At 74.7% G+C, this 19,230-nt stretch carries 15 protein-coding genes; 8 read left to right on the forward strand and 7 right to left on the reverse strand.

The genetic code is table 11. The annotated features are described in order from the left end of the window. Positions 1-49: 49 nt before the first annotated feature. Genes ACFYYW_RS45530 through ACFYYW_RS45540 form a run of 3 tightly spaced genes read left to right on the forward strand, consistent with a single transcriptional unit; the run spans position 50 to position 4,704 of the window. Positions 50-1,282 (forward strand): ABC transporter substrate-binding protein, encoded by a 1,233-nt coding sequence (locus ACFYYW_RS45530; protein WP_387659929.1) that lies wholly within the window; start codon positions 50-52, stop codon positions 1,280-1,282. Beyond that, complete coding sequence (locus ACFYYW_RS45535) at positions 1,279-3,963, forward strand: ATP-binding cassette domain-containing protein (protein WP_387659932.1); 2,685 nt, start codon at positions 1,279-1,281, stop codon at positions 3,961-3,963. The genes ACFYYW_RS45530 and ACFYYW_RS45535 overlap by 4 nt, the downstream gene beginning before the upstream one ends. Further along, a complete protein-coding gene (locus tag ACFYYW_RS45540; RefSeq protein WP_387659935.1) occupies positions 3,964-4,704 on the forward strand; it encodes an ABC transporter ATP-binding protein in 741 nt (246 codons plus the stop codon). It abuts the gene before it with no gap. Here the strand turns inward: ACFYYW_RS45540 and ACFYYW_RS45545 are convergent. Both ACFYYW_RS45545 and ACFYYW_RS45550 read right to left on the reverse strand, forming a co-directional pair. Next, complete coding sequence (locus tag ACFYYW_RS45545; RefSeq protein WP_387659938.1) at positions 4,696-5,424, reverse strand: dienelactone hydrolase family protein; 729 nt, start codon at positions 5,422-5,424, stop codon at positions 4,696-4,698. The two genes, ACFYYW_RS45540 and ACFYYW_RS45545, sit on opposite strands and share 9 nt — an antisense overlap. A 45-nt stretch (positions 5,425-5,469) precedes the next feature. Beyond that, positions 5,470-6,363 (reverse strand): LysR family transcriptional regulator, encoded by an 894-nt coding sequence (locus ACFYYW_RS45550; RefSeq protein ID WP_387659941.1) that lies wholly within the window; start codon positions 6,361-6,363, stop codon positions 5,470-5,472. Between the two features lie 73 nt (positions 6,364-6,436). Here ACFYYW_RS45550 and ACFYYW_RS45555 point away from each other — a divergent pair, with 73 nt between their 5' ends. Continuing rightward, positions 6,437-7,093, forward strand: coding sequence for a type 1 glutamine amidotransferase domain-containing protein (locus ACFYYW_RS45555; RefSeq protein WP_387659944.1), 657 nt, complete (start codon positions 6,437-6,439; stop codon positions 7,091-7,093). Between the two features lie 218 nt (positions 7,094-7,311). Continuing rightward, positions 7,312-8,277 (forward strand): alpha/beta hydrolase, encoded by a 966-nt coding sequence (locus ACFYYW_RS45560; protein ID WP_387659947.1) that lies wholly within the window; start codon positions 7,312-7,314, stop codon positions 8,275-8,277. Here ACFYYW_RS45560 and ACFYYW_RS45565 read toward each other — a convergent pair. Beyond that, positions 8,255-9,532, reverse strand: coding sequence for a helix-turn-helix domain-containing protein (locus tag ACFYYW_RS45565; protein ID WP_387659950.1), 1,278 nt, complete (start codon positions 9,530-9,532; stop codon positions 8,255-8,257). The genes ACFYYW_RS45560 and ACFYYW_RS45565 overlap by 23 nt on opposite strands. Positions 9,533-9,598: 66 nt before the next feature. Between ACFYYW_RS45565 and ACFYYW_RS45570 the strand changes: the two genes are divergently transcribed. From ACFYYW_RS45570 to ACFYYW_RS45580, 3 genes are read left to right on the forward strand one after another with little or no spacing between them, the layout of a single operon-like run. Continuing rightward, positions 9,599-10,699, forward strand: coding sequence for an acyl-CoA dehydrogenase family protein (locus ACFYYW_RS45570; RefSeq protein ID WP_387659953.1), 1,101 nt, complete (start codon positions 9,599-9,601; stop codon positions 10,697-10,699). A 19-nt stretch (positions 10,700-10,718) separates the two neighbouring features. Beyond that, entirely contained in the window at positions 10,719-11,693 is a 975-nt protein-coding gene (locus ACFYYW_RS45575; protein ID WP_387659956.1) for an acyl-CoA dehydrogenase family protein, read from the forward strand. Next, a complete protein-coding gene (locus ACFYYW_RS45580; RefSeq protein WP_387659959.1) occupies positions 11,690-12,502 on the forward strand; it encodes a TIGR03619 family F420-dependent LLM class oxidoreductase in 813 nt (270 codons plus the stop codon). The genes ACFYYW_RS45575 and ACFYYW_RS45580 overlap by 4 nt, the downstream gene beginning before the upstream one ends. A gap of 77 nt (positions 12,503-12,579) precedes the next feature. Here the strand turns inward: ACFYYW_RS45580 and ACFYYW_RS45585 are convergent, their stop codons facing one another. The 4 genes from ACFYYW_RS45585 to ACFYYW_RS45600 all read right to left on the reverse strand — a co-directional run bounded on the left by ACFYYW_RS45585 (position 12,580) and on the right by ACFYYW_RS45600 (position 19,230). Continuing rightward, entirely contained in the window at positions 12,580-14,637 is a 2,058-nt protein-coding gene (locus ACFYYW_RS45585) for a CHAP domain-containing protein (RefSeq protein WP_387659962.1), read from the reverse strand. A gap of 267 nt (positions 14,638-14,904) precedes the next feature. Further along, on the reverse strand, positions 14,905-15,654 hold the full coding sequence (locus tag ACFYYW_RS45590) for a glucose 1-dehydrogenase (protein ID WP_387659965.1): 750 nt from the start codon (positions 15,652-15,654) through the stop codon (positions 14,905-14,907). Next, positions 15,641-17,719 (reverse strand): acetate--CoA ligase family protein, encoded by a 2,079-nt coding sequence (locus tag ACFYYW_RS45595; protein ID WP_387659968.1) that lies wholly within the window; start codon positions 17,717-17,719, stop codon positions 15,641-15,643. Before ACFYYW_RS45595 ends, ACFYYW_RS45590 begins: the two co-directional genes overlap by 14 nt. Beyond that, positions 17,716-19,230 carry a class I adenylate-forming enzyme family protein gene (locus ACFYYW_RS45600; RefSeq protein ID WP_387659970.1) on the reverse strand — a complete coding sequence of 505 codons (1,515 nt, stop codon included), beginning with the start codon at positions 19,228-19,230 and terminating at the stop codon, positions 17,716-17,718. Before ACFYYW_RS45600 ends, ACFYYW_RS45595 begins: the two co-directional genes overlap by 4 nt.

Consider the following 19,230-nt stretch of genomic DNA (forward strand, 5'->3'; position numbering starts at 1 on the left):
CGCTCAGCGAAACCAAGCGAGCGCTAGGCCGAGTCGCGAGGAGAACAACATGGTACGGCGGGGCGCGGCGGCGCTCACCCTGACGCTGCTCGTCGCCGGCTGCGCGGCCCAGCAGACCGGCGCGGCCCAGTCGGGCGCGGGAGTGACGGACACCACGATCAAGATCGGCGGCGTGCTGACCAAGACCAGCGCGAGCGGCTACTCGACCAGGGACGCCGAGATCGGGGCGAAGGCCAGGTTCGCCCGCGCCAACGCCGAGGGCGGCGTGCACGGCCGGAAGATCGACTTCATCGGCGCCGAGGACGACGCCCAGGACGCGGCCAAGGGCGACGCGGCGGCCAAGAAACTCGTCCAGAAGGACCAGGTGTTCGCCCTGGTCCCGGTGCACGCCCCGAACTTCGGCGGCGCGGCCTTCCTCGAACAGCAGGGCGTCCCCTGGTTCGGCTGGGCCACCGGGCCGCAGTGGTGCGGCACCAGGACCGGGTTCGGCTACAACGGCTGCCTGGCCCCCAAACGCGGCGCCGGGTCCCAGACGTGGTGGGGCAGGCAGCTGGCCGACCTGCTCGGCGGCGCCGCCGGCAAGAGCGTCTACGTGCAGACCAGCGACTCCAGCGGCAGCAAGTACGGCGGCACGACCATCTCCCAGTCGTTCACCGCGGCCGGGTTCAGGCTGGCCGGCGTGAACTCCGGCCTGCCGGCCGCCGCCCCGCCCCCCGACTGGCTCCCGTACGTCAACAAGATCATGACCTCGGACGGCGGCAGGGCCCCCGACGTCGTCGTCTCGGTGATCGCCGGCACCAAGTTCAACGTCGGGCTCTACGCGGCGCTCAAACGGGCCGGCTACAAGGGCGTGCTCACCGACGCCACCAGCTACGACCTGGCCATCCTCAAGGACCCGGCCGGCGCGCAGGCGCTCGACGGCGTGATCGCCGCGCCCATGTTCGAGCCGTTCGAGTCGCCGGCGCCCGAGATCGCCCAGCTCAAGAAGGACGTCGAGCAGGTCGCTCCCGGCACGGCGCTCACCCAGCACCTGGCGATCGGCTACTGGTCCGCCGACATCTTCCTCGACGTGCTCAAGCGCACCGGCAAGGACCTGACCAGGGAGAAGTTCCTGGCCACCGCCAACGGCGACTACCTCTACGAGAACCCCGGGTTCGGCCGCATCCGCTACCCGAGGGACCACAGCGAGCCGAACGGCTGCGGCGCCCTGGTCAAACTGGAGGGCGGCGCCTTCCAGGTGGCCAGGAGGATGGCCTGCTTCGACAACGTGCCGCTGAAATGATCCTCCAGTACGTGCTCAGCGGCCTGGTCACCGGGGCCGTCTTCGCGATCATGGGCTCCGGCCTGACCCTGTCGTACGCGGCGACCGGGGTGTTCAACTTCGCCCACGGCGCCGTCGGCTTCCTGGCCGCCCTCGTGTTCTACGAGCTCACCGCCGCCGCCGGGCTGCCCGCCTGGCTGTCGGCGCTGGTGGCGGCCGGGCTGTTCGCGCCCGCGCTCGGCTACCTGCTGCACCGGGCCATGTTCCGCGGGCTCGCCCAGGCGGGGGAGACCGCGCAGATCGTCGCCACCATCGGGCTCACGATCGCGCTGCCCGCGCTCGGCCTGCTGGCCGTGGAACTGGCCGGGCTGCCCGCCACGGACGCCACCTCGCTGCCGCGCGGCGTCGGCCCCCATCCGGCCCAGGCGTTCGACCCGCTCGGCGTGCGGCTGGACAGCGACCAGCTCATCACCTTCGCCTTCTCGGCCGTCGCGGCGGCGGGGTTGTGGGCGTTCCTGCGGCACACGCCGTACGGGCTGCGCATGCGCGCCTGCGTGGACCGCCGCCGCCTGGCCACGCTCCGGGGCATCGACGCCGACGCCACCTCGGCGCTGGCCTGGATGCTCGGATCGGGGCTCGCCGGGCTGGCCGGGGTGCTGGCGGCGCCGGTGCTCGGGCTGGACGCGACGGCGTACACGGTGCTGCTGTTCGCCTCGGCGACGGCGGCCGTGTTCGGGCGGCTGCGCTCGATCCCCTGGACGTTCGCCGCCGGGCTCGCGCTCGGCGTCGTGCAGAACCTGGTCGCCGGGTACACCGACTTCCTGGAGGAGGTCACCGGGCTGCGCACGGCCGTGCCGGTGATCCTGCTGTTCGCCGGGCTGCTGCTGCTGAACCGGTCGCGGGAGCGGGTGGCGGGCAGCGCCGCCGAAGACGTCCCGCCGCCCGACCACCTGGCCGGGGTGCCCGCCTGGCGCAGGCGGCTGCCGTGGGCGGCGGGCCTGGCCGCGCTGGCGGCCTTCGCCCTGCTCGGGCCGGAGTACTACGTGGGCGTCGCGGCCCAGGGGCTGGTGCTGGCGCTGATCTTCTGCTCGTTCGTGGTGGTCACCGGGATCGGCGGCATGGTGAACCTGGCGCAGGCCGCCTTCGCCGCCATGGCCGCGCTGACCTGCGGGTGGGCGTTCGCCTCCGGGCTGCCGTTCGTCGTGGCGATCCTGCTCGGGGTGGCCGCGGCGGGGGCCGTCGGGCTGGTCGTGGCGCTACCCGCGCTGCGGCTGGGCGGCCGGGTGCTGACGCTGGCCACGCTGGCCCTGGCGCTGCTGGCCGACCAGGTGCTGTTCCAGGTGGACGCCTTCAGCAACGGGACCATCGGATGGGCGCTGCCGGCGCTCGGGCTCGGCTTCGCCGACACCTCCGACCCGCGGGTGCGGGTGGCCGTGCTGCTGGCGCTGATCGGGCTGGTGGCGCTGCTGGTGCGCAACCTGGAGCGGTCGGCGTCGGGGCGGGCCGTCCTCGCCGTACGGTCGGCGCCCGCGGCGGCCGTCACCTCCGGGCTGTCCGCGCCGCGGGCCAAGATCGTGCTGTTCGTGCTGGCGTCGGGGATCGCCGGGCTCGGCGGCGTGCTGTTCGCGATCTCCAAGGGGTCGGTCACGGCCACCGACCTGCCGGCGTTCGCCGGGTTCGTCTGGCTGGCCGTGGTGGTGCTGCAGGGCGTGCGCAGGATCGGCGGGGCGGTGCTCGGCGGGCTGGTCGCGGTGGCCGTGCCCGAACTGCTGGCGACCTGGGACGTCTCCGCGCACGTCGGGTCGATCCTGTTCGGCGCGGGCGGCATGATCCTGGCCCGGCATCCGGACGGCGTGCTCACCCAGCTCGCCGAGGCCCGCCATCGCCGCCGCGCCCGCCGCCTCTCGGCCACTTCTCCCGGTGCTTCTCCCGGTGCTTCTCCCGCCGCTTCTCCCGCCGCTTCTTTCGGTGCTTCTTTCGGTGCTTCTTCCGGCAGGCCTTCCGCGCCCGGCGGCCCCGGGGGGCCGCTGTTCGTGCTGGAGGACGTCGTGGCGGGCTATGCCGACTGCACCGTGCTGCGCGGGGTGCGGCTGGAGGTGCGGCCCGGCGAGGTGGTGGCGCTGCTCGGCGCGAACGGCGCGGGCAAGTCCACCACGTGCGCCGTCGCCGCAGGGGACCTGCCGGTGACCGGCGGCCGCGTCCTGCTCGACGGCGTGGACGTCACCGCCTGGCCGGCGCACCGGCGGGCGCGCGCGGGCGTCCTGCTGGCCCCCGAGGGGCGGGGCGTCTTCCCCGGGCTCACTGTGGAGGAGAACCTGCGTACCTGGCTGGAGGATCCGGAGCCGGTCTACCGGCGCCTGCCGCAGCTCGCGGCCCGCCGTACGGTGGCCGCGGGCGCCCTGTCCGGCGGCGAGCAGCAGCTCCTCACGCTGGCCCCGGCCCTGGTGCGGCCGCCGCGGGTGCTGATCGCCGACGAGCCCTCGCTGGGCCTGGCCCCGCTCGTGGTGCGGCAGGTGTTCGACGTCTTCGCCGAGCTGCGCGACCGGGGCGTGGCGCTGCTGCTGGTCGAGGAGAAGGCGACCGAGGCGCTGGCCGTCGCCGACCGGGTCGCGTTCATGCGGCTGGGCGCCGTCACCTGGACGGGCCCCCGCTCGGAGGTGGACGGCGACCGGCTGACCGCCGCCTACCTGGGGGTGAGGTGAATGCTGGCGGTGCAGGGCGTGTCCGTGGCCTTCGGCGGCGTCAGGGCGCTGGACGGCGTGTCGTTCGAGGCCGGGCCCGGCCAGGTCTGCGGCGTGATCGGCCCGAACGGCGCGGGCAAGACCACGCTGTTCGACGTGGTGTCCGGGCTGCGCAGGCCGGTCGCGGGCCGGGTCACGCTGGCCGGGCGCGACCTGACCGGAGTGTCCGCGCTCCGGCGGGCCAGAGCCGGCGTGCGCAGGACGTTCCAGCGCACGCAGGTGTTCGGCCGGCTCACCGTGGCCCAGAACGTGCTGGCCGCGCTCGACTGGCACGGCGGTGGCGGCGGGCTGGCCGCCGATCTGGCCGGGTGGCCGGGCCGGCGGCGGATCGAGCGCGAGCGCGGCGCACGCGTGGCCGAGGTGCTCGACCTGTGCGGGCTCACCCCGCTGCGCGACGCGTACGCCGCCGCGCTGCCGGTCGGGCAGCGCCGGATGGTCGAGCTGGCCCGCGCGCTCGCGGACCGTCCTCGGCTCCTGCTGCTGGACGAGCCCACCTCCGGCCTGGACGCCGCCCAGACCGCCCGGCTCGGCGAGGTCGTCAGGGCCCTGGACACCACCGTGCTGCTGGTCGAGCACGACATGGGCTTCGTCATGGAGATCTGCGACCGCATCGTCGTCCTGGACCTGGGCAGGGTCATCGCGTCCGGGACGCCGGCCCGGGTCAGGGACGATCCGGTGGTGCGGGCCGCGTACCTAGGCTGAGTGCCGTTCGGTGAAGGACAGGATGCGGCGCCAGGCGTCCTGGCAGACGCCCTCCCACTCCTTGTACGAGCGGTCGAAGAAGGAGTGCGGCGCGCCCTCGTAGACGTGGGTCTCGTGCTCGGTGCCCACCCGGTCCAGCGCCGCGGTGTAGGCGTCGAACTCCTCCGGGCTCGACACCTTGTCCGCGCCGCCCCGGAGCAGCAGCAGCGGCGCGCCGGGACCGGTCTTCGGCTCGTCGATGAAGCGCAGCGCGCCGTAGAAGCCGATGCTCCCGGCCAGGCCGTTGCCCTCCGCGCCCTGACGCCACGACAGCGCGCCGCCCATGCAGAAGCCGACCGTGAACACCGGGCCGCCGGCCGCCAGCTCGGCGGTCGCCGCCGCCGCGTCGGCCTGCACCTGGTCGAGCTTGAGCTGGTCGACGTGCGGCATGTAGTCGAAGTCGTCGCCCCGGTCGCCGGTCCCGGCGGTGCGGCCGAAGTAGTCGATCGCGATCGTGCGGAACCCGGCCTCGGCGAAGCGCACCGCGAGGTCGCGGTAGAACGGGTGCAGGCCGCGCACGTCCGGCATGATCACCACGCCGCGGCCGTTCGGCTCGGCCGGGTCGGCCCGGTAGGCCATGAAGCGGGTGCCGTCGGCGGAGGTCAGCGTGATCTGCTCGTGCGCCGCCACCTCGCCCTGGATCGGCGGGGCGGGCGGCCGGCTGTCGGTGGAATGACACATGTGCCCAGCATGCCCAAGCTGATCGCCCGTCATCCACCTTCGTCGTCAGTACGGCGGCGCTGCCCGGAAGGCCGCCAGCAGGTGGGCCCGCACCCGCCCCACGGCCGGCCTGGCCGGCGCGCCCGACCGAACGGCCAGGTAGCCGGTGTTGATCGGCGGCTCCGCCGGCTCGGCCAGCACGACCAGCGTGCCCTCGGCCAGGTCGCGACGGCACAGGTACGCGGGCAGGACGGACACGCCCATGCCGGCCCGCACCGCGCTCAGCACGCCGCGCAGGTCCGGGATGACGACCTGCGCGGCCATCGACGGCCGCCGCCCGAAGACGGCCCGCCAGTAGCGGCGCACGATGGGCAGGTCCTCGGCGTAGGCCACCACCGGGACCGCGGCCAGCTCCTTGGGCCCGACCCGGCCGGCCGGCAGCCCGCGGGCCACGGACGGCGCCGCCACCAGGACGAACTCCTCGTCGTAGACCGGGTCCGCCTGGATGCCGCGCACCCGGGGCCGGATCGTGGACAGCACCAGGTCGAGCCGTCCGGCCGCGAGGTCGGCCAGCAGGTCGTCGGCCAGGCCGAGGGTGGTGCGCAGGCGCAGCCCGTCGCGGACGAGCGGGGCGAGCATCGGCATGACCTCCTCGCACAGGAACTCGGCCGGGCCGCCCAGGTGCACGGCCTCGTCCGAGGGCAGCTCCGAGCCGGCCACCTCCTCCAGCGCGTCGAGGGCGGGGGCCACCCGGCGGGCCAGCTCGTCGGCGGCGGGGGTGGGCGCGACGCCGCGCGGCAGCCGGTCGAACAGCGGCCGGTCGAGCGTCGCCTCCAGCGTCTTGACCTGGGCGGTCACCGCCGGTTGCGAGAGGCCGAGTGTGTGCGCGGCGGCGGTGATGGAGCCGGTCCTGTGGACGGCGAGAAAGGTCCGCAGCAGGTCCAGCGAGAGAGAGGACACATCACTATTCTGATGCCACGACCGACGTCTCGCTATTTGTTGCTGATGGGCTTTCCCGGCCATGCTCGACGGCATGAGCAAGCGCATCCTGATCGTGCTGACCAGCCACGACGACCTCGGCGGCGTGGAGCGTACCGGATACTACGTCCCCGAGGCGGCCCATCCCTGGCAGATATTCACCAAGGCCGGCTTCGAGGTGGACGTCGCCAGCATCGCCGGCGGCCGGCCGCCCCGCGACGGCCACGACCCGGACGACCCGGCGCAGGCCGCCTTCCTCGCCACCGGCCTGGACGACGACACCGCCCCCCTCTCCGCGGTGGACGCCTCGGCCTACGACGCCGTCCTGTACGCCGGCGGCCACGGCACCATGTGGGACTTCCCCGCCGACCCCGACGTGGCCCGGGTCGGCCGCGAGATCTACGAGCGCGGCGGCGTGGTCGCTGCGGTCTGCCACGGCCCGGCCGCGCTGGTCGGCCTGACCTTGTCCGACGGCTCCCACCTGGTGGACGGGCGGCGGGTGGCCGCCTTCACCAACAGCGAGGAGACCGCGCGGGGCGTGGCGGGGGTGGTGCCGTTCCTGCTGGCCGACGCGCTGACCGAACGCGGCGCCCGGCACGAGCCCGCCCCCGACTGGCAGCCGCAGGTCGTCGTGGACGGCCGGCTGGTCACCGGCCAGAACCCGGCCAGCGCCGCGCCCCTGGCCGAACAGGTCGTCGCCCTCCTGAGCTGACTCCGGCCGAACAGGTCGTCGCCCTCCTGAGCTGACCCCGGCCGACCAGGTCGTCGCCCTCCTGAGCTGACCTCGGCCGACCTTGCCCCGGCCTTGGCCGAGGTCGCCGGACGGCGGGCGTCGGGCCGCCAACGGCAGCCGGATGGCGGTTGCCGCGCCGTCGCGCGAGATCCGACCATCGAGGGGTACGGCAAGCCCCTCCGTGGAAGGAAGTCCTCATGGCGTTCCACCCCAACCTCGATCCGGACCTGCGTGCCGCCCTGGAGAACGCGCCGTTCCCGGCGTTCGACGTGACGGCGCTCGACGCGGAGGAGCTGGCCGGGCACCGCGCCCAGATCCACGCGATGCTGGCCGCGACGCCGCCCGCCGAGACCGAGGTGCGGATCGAGGACCGCCGCGTCCCCGGTCCCGACGGCGAACCGGACATCCGGGTCCGCGTCTACCGCCCCGCGCAGGACGGCGCCGGCCGGCCCGGCCTCTACTGGATCCACGGCGGCGGCATGATCGTCGGCATGCCCGAGGTGGACGAGGCCGCGATGATCGAGTACGTCGAGCGGCTCGGCGTCGTCGTGGTCTCCGTCGACTACCGTCTGGCGCCCGAGCACCCGCACCCCGCGCCGGTCGAGGACTGCTACGCGGGCCTGCTGTGGACCGCCAAGAACGCCGAGGAGCTGGGCATCGACCCCGCCCGGCTGGCCGTCGGCGGGGCCAGCGCGGGTGGGGGGCTGGCCGCCGGGACCGTGCTGCTCGCCCGCGACCGGGGCGGGCCCGAGGTGGTCCTCCAGCTGCTGATCTGCCCGATGCTCGACGACCGCAACACCACCCCGTCGAGCCTGGAGTTCACCGAGGCCGTGGTCTGGGACCGGGCCGCGAACCTCTACGGCTGGTCCGCCCTGCTCGGCGACCGGGCGGGTGGCCCGGACGTCCCGGCGTACGCGGCGCCGGCGCGGGCCGAGGACCTGTCGGGGCTGCCGCCCGCGTTCGTCGACGTGGGCGAGCTGGAGGTGTTCAGGGACGAGGACATCGACTACGCCCAGCGGCTGGCGCGGGCCGGGGTGTCCACCGAGTTCCACCTCTACCCGGGGGCGTTCCACGGGTTCGACGTCATGGTGCCGGACACCCCGCTGAGCAGGCGGGCGCGGGAGACCCGGCTGGCCGCGCTCAGGCGGGCGTACCGCCTGTAGCGGTGGCGGCGCCGACGGTGGTGGGCGTGACGTTGGCGGCGCCGGCGGTGGTGGCGCCGGCGTTGGCGGCGCCGGCGTTGGCGGCGTCAGCGGTGGTGGCGTCAGCGGTGGTGGCGTTCGCGAGGAGGCGCAGCAGGGCCAGGGCGAGGTGGGCGCGCAGGCGTCCGGCCTGGTCGGCGAGGGAGAAGCCCAGCACCGACTCCGCCCGCGCGATGCGGGCCGCCATCGAGCTGTGGTGCAGGTGCACCCCGGTGGCGGCGGCGCGGACCGACCCGGCCGAGCACAGCGCGCGCACCGCGAGCAGGTGGTCCTCGCTCAGCCGCGCCATCGCCCGTACGTCGGCCAGCTCCGCGACGGCCGGGCCGGGCAGGTCGGCGAACAGCGCGAGCGCGCCGAGATCAGTCCAGCGCACCACCCGGTCGTGCGGGCCGGTGAAGCGCAGCGCCGTGCGGGCCTTGGCCCAGGACTCGGCGGCGTGCGACCCGGGTAGCTCGGGGCCGATGCCCACGCGGGCGCCCTCGGGCAGCTCGCCCTCGACGGTGGTGGCCACCAGCACGGCCTGGGTGTCGCCGATCCTGGCCGTCCGCACGCGGTGCCCCATCGCCCGCAACCCGGCCGCGAGCGGGTCGTGGAGGCGGGCGGACGCCGTGGTCCGGAGCGGGTCGCGGGGAGTGGTGGACGTCGTGGCCTGAAGCGGGTCGCGGGCGATGGTGGATGCCGTGGCGTGAAGCGGGTCGTGGGGGAGGGCGAAGGCCATGGCCTGGAGCGGGGTGGACGGCGCGAAACCGAGCAGGCGCAGCGCCCGCGCGCGTTCCGCCTCGCCGGTCTCGGCCGACAGCACCAGCTCGACCAGCGCCGGGTCCCGGCCCTCGCGGGCCTGCGCGGCGGCGCGTTCCAAGGTCAGCTCGGCGGCGGCGGCGAACCGTTCGAGCACGATGTCGTCGAGGCCGTGGGGGGCGCCCTCGCGTTCCATCCACACGCTGCCCAGGCCGCCGCTCAGCTCCCTCGCCCGGCCCCCCTCCCCGGCGCGCGGCGTCTCCGTGTCGGCGGACCGGCCGTCCGGGCCCGTCCGGAGGCGCCGGCCGGTGGTGGCGTCGTGCAGGCCGACCGGGCATCGCGCCAGCCGCGCGGTGGCCGCGAGCAGCACGGGCACGGTGACATGGTCGCGCACCAGCGAGTCGAAGTAGGCGATGACCCGCACCGCGCTCTCGGCGTCGGTGTCGAGTGTGGAAAGCCGGAGCAGAAGACCCTGCACGACGTCCAGACTAGGCCGACGGACGGCGGCCTGGCCAGTAGACCAAGCGTGCGCTAGTTTGGTTTCGTGGATCTCGACTTCTCCCCGGCCGAGCAGGACTTCCGCGCCGAGGTTCGCGACTGGCTGGCCGCCCACGTGCCCGAGCGGCTGCCGCCGATGGACACCGATGAAGGCTTCCTGGCCCACCGGGCCTGGGAGGCGCTGCTGGCCGGCGAGCGGCTGTCGGTCGTCTCCTGGCCCCGCGAGTACGGCGGCCGGGCCGCGTCCCTGATCGAATGGCTGATCTTCGAGGAGGAGTACTGGGCCGCCGGGGCCCCCGCCCGGGTCAGCCAGAACGGCATCTTCCTCCTGGCCCCCAGCCTCATGCGGTTCGGCACCCCCGAGCAGCGGCGGCGCTGGCTGCCCCGGATGGCGACGGCCGAGGACGTCTGGGCGCAGGCCTGGTCCGAGCCCGAAGCCGGCAGCGACCTCGCCGCGCTCACCGCCCGCGCCGAACGCGCCGACGGCGGCTGGCTCCTGTACGGGCACAAGACCTGGAGCTCCCGAGCCGCCCACGCCTCCCACGGCTTCGGCCTCTTCCGCACCTCCGGCGCGCGGCACAAGGGCCTGACCTACTTCCTGTTCCCCCTGGACGACGTCGCCGTCCGGCCGATCGCCCAGCTCGACGGCCTGCCCGGGTTCGCCGAGCTGCACTTCGACGGGGTGTTCGCGCCCGACTCCATGGTGCTCGGCGAGCCCGGCGACGGCTGGCGCATCGCGATGTCCACCACCTCCTCCGAACGCGGCCTGACCCTGCGCAGCCCCGGCCGCTTCCTCGCCACCGCCGACCGCCTCCTCGACCTGGCCCTGGACGCCGACCCCGCCCTCGCCGACCAGGCCGCGCGCTGCTGGACGGCGGCCGAGGCGTACCGGCTGCACACCTTCGCCACCGCCCGCCGGATCATGGCCGGGGCCGAGATCGGGGCGGCGGCCAGCATGGGCAAGGTCTTCTGGTCGGAGCTGGACCTGCGCATGCACGAGCTGGCCATGGAACTGCTCGGCGACCGCGCCGGCGGGACGGCCTGGCTGGACGGCTTCCTGTTCTCGCTGGCCGGGCCCATCTACGCGGGCACCAACGAGATCCAGCGCAACATCATCGCCGAGCGTGTCCTGGGCCTGCCCCGATGACCCCTCTGGAGTCGCCCTCATGCACTTCGCCTTCACCGACGAGCAACTCGCCCTGGGGGCGACCGTCCGCGACGTGCTGCGGGCGCACTGCCCGCCCGGCGCGCTGCGGACCGAACGCCGTCCCGCCTGGGACCGGCTGGCCGAGCTGGGGTTCTTCGGGCTGCTGCTGCCGCCGGAGCTCGACGGTCTCGGGCTCGGGCTGACCGACGTGCTGCCCGCCGTGGAGGAGACCGGGCGGGCCTGCCTGCCGGGGCCGGTGGTCGGGACGGCGGTGGCGGCGGCGTTCCTGACCCCCGGGCTGCCCAAGCTGGCCTCGGGCGGGGTATGCGTCGGGGTGCTGCTGCCGGGGGAGGCGTACATGGCCGACGCCGATCTCGCCGACGTGCTGGTCGTGGCGCGTACGGGGGAGGGGGTGCGGGTGCTGCCGCGGCACGAGGCGCGGCTCGCCGCCGTGCCGGGGATGGATCCGTGCCGGCCGATGTTCGACGTCGCCTTCGAGGCGTCCGGACACGATGATCCCGGCGCGGACCGGGTGGCGCTCGCGGCGCGGGCCGTCGCGGTGGCGACCGCCGCCCAGCTCGTCGGGGTCGCGCGGGAGCTGCTCGCGGTCTCGGTGTCGTACGCGGGGGTCAGGAGGCAGTTCGGCGCGCCGATCGGGTCCTTCCAGGCCGTCCGGCACCGGCTCGCCGACGTGGCCGTCGCCGTCGAGTTCGCCGCGCCGCTGGTGCACCGCGCGGCGCTGTCCGTCGACCGGGACGCGCCCACGGCCGGACGGGACGCGAGCGCCGCCAAGGCCGCGGCGGGCGAGGCGGCGACGCTGGCCGCCCGGGTCGCCCTGCAGACCCACGGCGCGATCGGCTACACCGAGGAGCTGGACCTGCGCTTCTGGCTCGCGCGGGCCTGGTCCCTGTCGGCCGCGCACGGCACCACCGCCGCCCACCGCGAACACGTCCGCGCCTGCCTGCGCGCCCGCGACCTGCGGAGGTACCCGTGAAGTACGGCGTGCCGCTGGGCCTGCTGCACCCGGACGCCTGGAAGGACGTGGCCGTGGCCGCCGACGAGCTGGGGTTCGAGTCCGTCTGGCTGCCCGAGCACCTGGTGTTCGCCACCGACCTGTCGCTCGCCGTCTACCCGGGCACGGAGGACCCCGGCATCAAGCCGACGACCCCGCTGTTCGACGCCCCGGCCTACCTGTGCTGGCTGGCCGGGCTCACCACCCGCGTCCGGCTCGGCACCGCCGTGCACCTCCTGGCGCTGCGCCACCCGTTCGTCTCGGCCCGCGCCTTCGCCACCCTGGACGTGGTGTCGGGCGGACGGGCGATCTGCGGCGTGGGCGCGGGCTGGTACCGCGGCGAGTGGACGGCGGCCGGCCTGCCCTTCGAGACCCGCGGCGCCCGCCTGGACGAGGTCATCGAGATCGTCCGGCGGCTCTGGACCGAACCGGTGGTCGCCCATTCCGGACGGTTCTACCGGTTCCCGGAGGTCGCCTTCGAGCCCAAGCCCGTGCAGCGGCGGCTGCCGGTGCTGGCCGGCGGGGAGTCGGCGGCGGCGCTGCGCCGGGCGTCGCGGCTGTGCGACGGGTGGATCAGCATGCCGCACACCGTCGAGTCCATCAGGCCGCAGCTGGCCCGGCTGGGGGCGGGGGTGCCGGTCACGGCGCACGCGTACGCGCTGGGCTCTCCGGCGGAGGTGGCCGCCTGGGCGGAGCTGGGGGTGGAACGGCTGATCGTCCGGCCGTGGACGCGCAGCCGGGACGCGGTCACCCGGCTGGCCGCCTTCGCCGCCGAGTACGACGTGACCTGACCCCGCCGGGCCGCCGGGCCGCCCGGCCCTCCCCGCCACTCTCGCCACCCGGCCGTTCGGTCGCCCGTGGGCCGTCCTCACACGGGGGTGGGGGTGCGGTGACGGCGGCCGCGCAGCGGGGCGTCCTGGACGAAGGCGTCGATGGTGCTCGTCCCGCCGGACTCCTGGCGCAGCCCTCGCGGGTGCTGCGAGCCCGTGATCCCGGCGGTCCCGGCGGTCGCCGCGCGACGGTGGCGGCGGCCGCGCGGGACGGAATCGGCGGTGAACTCGTCCATGAAGAAGGGGTGCTCGGAGGCGTACGCGTCCGCGACCGGCTCGCTGCGGCGGCGGCGGCCCTGGTACGTCGCGCCGATCCCGGACGCCTGGGCGGCCCGCGGCGTCGTCCTCGTCCGGGCGGCCACCTCGGCGCCCGGTCGGGGGCTGGGGGAGAAGGCGCTGAACGTGCTCGTCGCCGGGGGGAGCGAGATCGGGACCATCGGGCCGGTGTCGAACATGGGCTCGAAGGGCGCCGTGTCGGGGGCGGGCCGGAACGAGGCGCTGTCCAGCCGCCGCGGCGGGGCCATCCGGTCGGTGAACGGCTCGAACGCGTCCAGGCCGGCCGCGAGCTCGACGCCGCCCGCGGGGCCGAGCTCGGGGACGGGGGCGGCGAACTCGAAGGTACGGTTCCGACCGGCCTCGAAAGAGCCTGAGCCAAGCTCGAAGCGTTCCCTCTGACCGGTCTCGGGAGAGACGGCCGCGCGTTCGAACCCCGTGCCGGAAGGGGTGATGGGCAGTTCGAAGTGGTCGGCGGGCTCGGCGGTGGTCCGCAGCGAGGAGGGGCGGGAGTGGTCGTGGCGCGTCTCCGCGGGACGGCGGCGACGCCGGTGACGTGAGGGGGCGGCGTGGGTGCCGCGCCTGGAACGCGTCCCGGGAAGAGGCACGGCGACGGGCACCGGAACAGGCAGAGCGACGGGCACGGCGATGCCCGCCGTGACGGCCGCCGTGACGCCCCCAGCGACGCCTGCAGTGACGCCCGCGGCGGTGCTCTGCGCCGCAGCGACGTTCAGAGCGGCGGTGCTCTGCGCCGTGGTGACGTTCAGAGCGGCGGTGCTCAGGGTGACGCCTTCCCCTGCGGATTCCCCCGCGGAGAGGGTCGCGGCGGCGGCGCGTACGCGGGCGGCCTTCGCCGACGCGGCGGCCGGGCGCAGGCGGCTCTGGCGGGTCTTCGCCAGGGCGACGAGCGCCAGCGCGGCGATCAGCGCGGACCCGACCAGCGACGGGGAGCCGATCGCGGGCATCGAGCCGGTCGAGGAGGCGTCCACGAGCGCGGGAAGGGGCTCGGCGGTGGCGGACGTGGTGTCGGCGGTGGTCGCCTTGGCGTGCTTGGACTTCTGTCCCGACTTCCCGGCCGCCGCCGCCGGTACGGGCGCCGCCCCCGTCGCGGGCGAGACGGACGCGGAGGGCGCGGCGGGGGGCGCAGAAGGCGAGGTCGCCGTGGTCCTGGCCGGCTTGTCGGTCTCGGCCTTCGGACGCGCGGCGAGCGGGACCTCGGCGGCGCGCTCCTGCTCGACGTGCGGGATCAGGGAGCTGAGCGAGTCGGCGGGAAGCTGGAGCGTTCCCACGTCGGTGCCGGGCCTGGCGGGTGTCGCCGCCTGCTCGTCGGCCCGCTTCTGGGCCGCCTCGGCGTCGAGGCGGGCCTTGATGCGCTCGGGGTAGCCGTAGCCGACGACCTTGCTGGTGTCGCGCTCCTTGCGCTTGGCGACGCCGCCGTCGATGTTGCCCTCGATGGTGAAGATCGTGTCGCCCTCGACCCGGGTGACGATGCCGACGTGGTCGATGTTGTCGATCTTGCCGGTGCCGCTCCAGTCGTAGAAGACGAACGCGCCGGGCTTGGGCGTCTTCCCCCAGGCCCCCTGAGCCTTGAACCATTCGGCGTGCCGTACGGTCCAGGCGAACTGCCCGATCCACTCCTGGTAGCCGAGCTTGTGCGCGGCCCAGGAGAGGTACATGTCACACCAGGGTGCGGCGGAGTAGTCGGCGTCGAACTCGACGGTCTTGCCGTACCAGTCGCCGAACTTGGTGTACGCACCGGCCTTTTCGGCGTAGCCGAGCTGGCTCTCCAGCAGGTCGATGTACTTCTGCATCTCGGGCGTCATGGAAGTATGGGGGAACCTTCCGGTCAAGATCCGGATTTATCCGCACATACTCGGGTACACGGGGGTAACCCGGGACATGTGTGGCAAAACCGGAAACCTGTAGTCTTCCGTGCGGTGCGAGGTTACCGCTTCGTGACCAAGGTCAAGCACGCCCCAAGAGAGGGTAAAGACGTCACCGGGCGCATAACCGCAGCTCAACCAAGCCGGCGGACCCCGTCAAGGTGGGTGATTTAACAGGAAAAGACCCGCGTGTCGCGCCCAGGGGGCCTAGTAACCGGCTCCCGTCAGCAGCCCTCCGTCCACCGTGAACTCGCTCCCCGTGCAGTAGCTGGCCCGGTCCGAGGCCAGGAACGCCACCACGTGCGAGACCTCCACCGGCTTCGCGAACCGCTTGATGACCATGGACTTCACGAACGCCTCCGCGTCCACCTCGGCCATCAGGTCCGGGTTCACCGCCATCGCCGTGTTGATCGCCCCCGGATGCACCGAGTTCACCCGGATCTTGAACCGGGCCAGCTCCCGCGCGGCCGACTTGGTCAGCCCGCGCACCGCGAACTTCGAGGCCGCGTACGCCGACAGCCCCTCCGCCCCGACGAACCCCTCGATCGAGGAGATGTTGACGATGGCGCCGCGCCCGGCCGCCTTCATGGGGTCGATCACCGACTTGACCCCCAGCCAGGTGCCCTTGAGGTTCACGTCGATCACCCGGTCGAAGTCCTCGGGCGCCATGTCCTGGATGCGGCCGTAGGTGAGGATGCCGGCGTTGTTCACCAGGACGTCGAGCCGGCCGTGCAGCTCCGTGGCCGTGTCGACGGCCCGCCGCCATTCGTCCGGGCTGCGCACGTCGTGCCGCACGTACGTGGCCCCCGTCTCGGCGGCCAGCGCCTTGCCCTCCTCCTCCAGCACGTCGCCGAAGACCACCCGCGCGCCCTCCTCGAGGAACAGACGCACGTGCGACTCGCCCATGCCCCTGGCCCCGCCCGTGATCAGCGCGACCTTGCCGTCAAGCAGTCCCACGACTACCTCCTGCCGCGACCGCCGCCGCGGCCGCCTCCATGGAGCGGTAGACGGGGACGCCCGCCGCCGCCGCGATCCGCCGTACCTCGTCCTCCACGCCCGCGGGCGCGCACTCGCCGTTCCTGGTGACGAGCGTGATCCGGACGCGCGGCAGCGCCTCCTGCGCGCCGGCCAGGGCCCGCGCGTAGGCGTACAGGGGCTCGGCCGCGTCGCCGTAGGTGAAGAAGCTCTGCACGTTCACGTGGGCGACCACGTCCGCGTACGGCTCCCGCCGGACGATCGCCTCGATCACCTCCGGCACCAGCCCGGGACGCCCGCGCGGTCCCACCGGCACCTCCAGCGGGTTGCCCGCAGCGGCCAGGCCCAGCCCGTCGAGCACGCCGTCCGGCAGCGGGGCGAGCCGCACCCCGGCCCGGTCGAACGCGTCGGCCGCCAGCACGCCCGCGCCGCCGCTCGGCCCGATCACCAGCACCCGGTCGCCGTCCGTCACGCGGGAGCCGTGCGCCTGGAAGAAGGCCAGCACGCCGATCAGGTCGTCCTGGGAGGAGACCAGCGCCGTGCCGGTCTGGGCCGCGACCGCCGCCCACACCCGCAGGTCGCTCACCATGCCGCCGGTGTGCGAGAGCGCCGCCCGCTGTCCCTGCGAGCTGCGCCCGCCGACCAGCAGCGCCACCGGCAGCCGGGCCGCGCGCAGCGCCTCGTGCAGCTCCCGGCCGCCGCGCGGGTCCTCCAGGTAGAGCCCGACGGCCCGCGTCTCGGGGTCGCGGGCCAGCCAGGACAGCAACTCGGCGGGGGTCACGTCGGCCGCGTTCCCCACGGTGACGACCCGGCTGAACGCCAGCCCGCGCCGCTCCCCGACCTTGATCACCTCACCCGCGAGGCCGCCGCTCTGCGAGATCAGCGCCACCGTCCCCGCCGGTCCGAGGCCGCCGCCGACGAACGTCTGCCGGCCGCGCGGGCAGTACACGCCCATGCAGTTGGGGCCGAGCAGCCGGGTGCCCGCCGCGCGGGCGGCCCCGGCCAGGTCGCGTTCCAGGTCCGCGCGTCCGGTCTCGCCGAACCCGCCGCTCATCACCTGCACGTACGGGATGCCCGACGCCTGCCGCACCACCTCGGCGCACCGCTCGGCGGGCACCGCCACCAGCGCGTAGTCCACGTCGGCGGCGGCCAGCGACGGCACCGCGGGCACCCCCGCCACCTCGGCGGCCGACGGGTGCACGGCCACCAGCGGCACCCCGGCCGCCCGGTAGAAGTCGAGGAACATGTTCCCGAAGTTCGGCCGGCTCGCCGAGGCGCCGACGACGGCCACCGCGCGCGGCTCGAAGAGCGGCAGGAAGTCGGCCGGCTCGCGGGCGGTGGACGGGCGCGGCCGGCCGGGCAGGTGGCGCGCGTCCACCGCGGTCACGCCGGACGGGGTGGCGATGACCGGGTTCAGCTCGAACTCGCCCAGTTCCAGCCGTTCCCACAGGCCGCCGGGGCCGCCGACCGTCATGAGCAGCTTGACGACGGCGTCCACGTCCACGGGCGGGTGGCCGCGATGGCCGTGCAGGAGTGCCGCGCCGCGCAGTTCGTCCAGCATGAGCCGCGCGTCCCGCTCGGAGATCGGGCAGAGGCGCAGCGCCGTGTCGCGCATCGCCTCGGTCCAGACGCCGCCCAGCCCGGCCAGCAGCACCGGGCCGAACCCCGGGTCGCCGACCAGCCCGACGATCAGCTCCACCCCGGCGGGCGCCTGCTCCTCGACCAGGAATCCCTCCACGTCCAGCCGGGAGCGCATCTCCGCGGCCGCCGCGGCGAGGCCGTCCGCCCGCAGGCCGAGCCGGACGGCTCCCGCCTCCGACTTGTGCACCAGCCCCGGGCCGAACGCCTTCAGCACCAGCGGCTCGGCCAGCCCTCCGGCCGCCGCGAAGTCCAGGTCGCGCACCACCACCCCGCGCGGCACCGGCACCCCGGCCGCCGCGACCAGCTCCTTGACCTCGTGCTCGCGGGGGACGCGGGGGACGTCCTGGGGGTCGTGCTCGTCAGGGGCGCCGGGGATGTCCGGGTTCCCGGGTTCCTGGGCGTTCACCCGAGCAGGTGCCCGTGCTGCTCGCGGATCCGGCGGCGCAGCAGTTTGCCGGGGCCGCCGGAGGCGTCCTGCGAGTGCGGCAGCTCGCCGGTCACCACGATGTGGTCGGGCCGTTGGTGCGGGGGCAGCGTGTCGGCCAGGGCGAGGGACAGTTTGGCGGCGTCCAGCGACTGCCCGGCGCGCGGCACGACCGCCAGCAGCACCCGCTGCTCGTCCGCCCCCTCCGGGACGCCCACCGCGCCGGCCTCGGCCACGCCGTCCAGGGCCGAGACGGCCTCCTCGATCGTGGCGGGCTGCGTCCACTGGCCGTGCTTGAGTATGGAGTCCTCGCGGCGGCCCAGGACGCGCAGCACGCCGTCGTCCGACAACGTCCCGAGGTCGCCGCCCACGTACCACTCGCCGCGCAGGACGCCGTGGTCGTCCGTCCCGTCGTAGCCCGCCATGCGGTGCGGCCCGGCCAGGTTGATCTCGCCGACCTCGCCGGTCACCGCGGCGCCGGACGGGTCGGTGATCCGCACGGCGTTGCCCGTGCGCGCCCGTCCGGACGACCCGAGCGGCGTCGAGCCGTCGTCCACGCGGCCCATGCACGTGTACGGCGCCTCGGTCTGCCCGTAGTAGGAGTAGACCCCCGCCCCGGGCAGCCTGGCCTTGATCCGGTCGAGCATGGTCGCGGTCAGCGGCTCGCCGCCCAGCATGATCACCTGGATCGACGACAGGTCCACCCCCTCGTGCTCGGACGTCCCCAGCAGCGCCGCGTAGAACGACGGGATCTGCGACACGTGCGTGACCCGTTCGCGCGGCACCACGCGCAGGAAGTTCGCCGGCCCCCAGTCCTGCTCCAGCACCAGGCGCATGCCCGCGTACAGGGCGGGGCCGACGATGGCGGGGAAGCCGATGCCCCAGATGATCGCGCCCGTGCCGAACACCGAGTCGGGGCCGCGCGGCACGTCCAGCCAGATCTGGGCGGTCGCCAGGGAGGAGGCGTGGGTGTGCACGACGGCCTTGGGCAGGCCGGTCGTGCCGGAGGTGTAGTAGAGGGCCAGCGGGTCGTCGTGGAAGCCGCCCAGCGGCGGTTCCTCCTCCTGGCCGCCGGTCAGCTCACCGGCGTCGATCCAGGTGGTGACCTGCGGAAGGGCGTCCCTGATGCCGTCGACCAGGTCGGCGACCGTGGAGTCGTACACGAAGGCCGTGCAGCCGGAGGCGGCCACCACCGCCCGCAGCGTCTCGGCCGGCCAGTACGGGTTGAGCGCCGCCGTCACCGCTCCGATCTTGGCCTGGGCCAGGTAGACCTCGGCGACCAGCAGCGTCTCGTTGAGCAGCGCAGCCACCCGCTGCCCGGCGGTGATCCCGGCCGCCAGCAGCGCGTTCGCCCGGCGGTTGACGGCCCGGTTCAGCTCGTCGTAGGTGAAGCTCCGCTCGCCGCAGTACGTCAGCGCCACCCGGTCGGGCGTGCGCAGCGCTCCCGCGGTCAGGATCGCGTGGCCGTAGTTGCCGTAGGGTGATCGCGCCAT

Source organism: Nonomuraea sp. NPDC001831, from assembly GCF_042892035.1.
Classification (GTDB): Bacteria; Actinomycetota; Actinomycetes; order Streptosporangiales; family Streptosporangiaceae; genus Nonomuraea.

What these genes read in the sequence shown, in the direction of transcription:
- ACFYYW_RS45530 (WP_387659929.1), top strand. Translation starts at nt 50, where the DNA reads ATGGTACGGCGGGGCGCGGCGGCGCTCACCCTGACGCTGCTCGTCGCC.
- ACFYYW_RS45535 (WP_387659932.1), top strand. Translation starts at nt 1,279, where the DNA reads ATGATCCTCCAGTACGTGCTCAGCGGCCTGGTCACCGGGGCCGTCTTC.
- ACFYYW_RS45540 (WP_387659935.1), top strand. Translation starts at nt 3,964, where the DNA reads ATGCTGGCGGTGCAGGGCGTGTCCGTGGCCTTCGGCGGCGTCAGGGCG.
- ACFYYW_RS45545 (WP_387659938.1), bottom strand. Translation starts at nt 5,424, where the DNA reads ATGTGTCATTCCACCGACAGCCGGCCGCCCGCCCCGCCGATCCAGGGC.
- ACFYYW_RS45555 (WP_387659944.1), top strand. Translation starts at nt 6,437, where the DNA reads ATGAGCAAGCGCATCCTGATCGTGCTGACCAGCCACGACGACCTCGGC.
- ACFYYW_RS45560 (WP_387659947.1), top strand. Translation starts at nt 7,312, where the DNA reads ATGGCGTTCCACCCCAACCTCGATCCGGACCTGCGTGCCGCCCTGGAG.
- ACFYYW_RS45575 (WP_387659956.1), top strand. Translation starts at nt 10,719, where the DNA reads ATGCACTTCGCCTTCACCGACGAGCAACTCGCCCTGGGGGCGACCGTC.
- ACFYYW_RS45585 (WP_387659962.1), bottom strand. Translation starts at nt 14,637, where the DNA reads ATGACGCCCGAGATGCAGAAGTACATCGACCTGCTGGAGAGCCAGCTC.
- ACFYYW_RS45600 (WP_387659970.1), bottom strand. Translation starts at nt 19,230, where the DNA reads ATGGCGCGATCACCCTACGGCAACTACGGCCACGCGATCCTGACCGCG.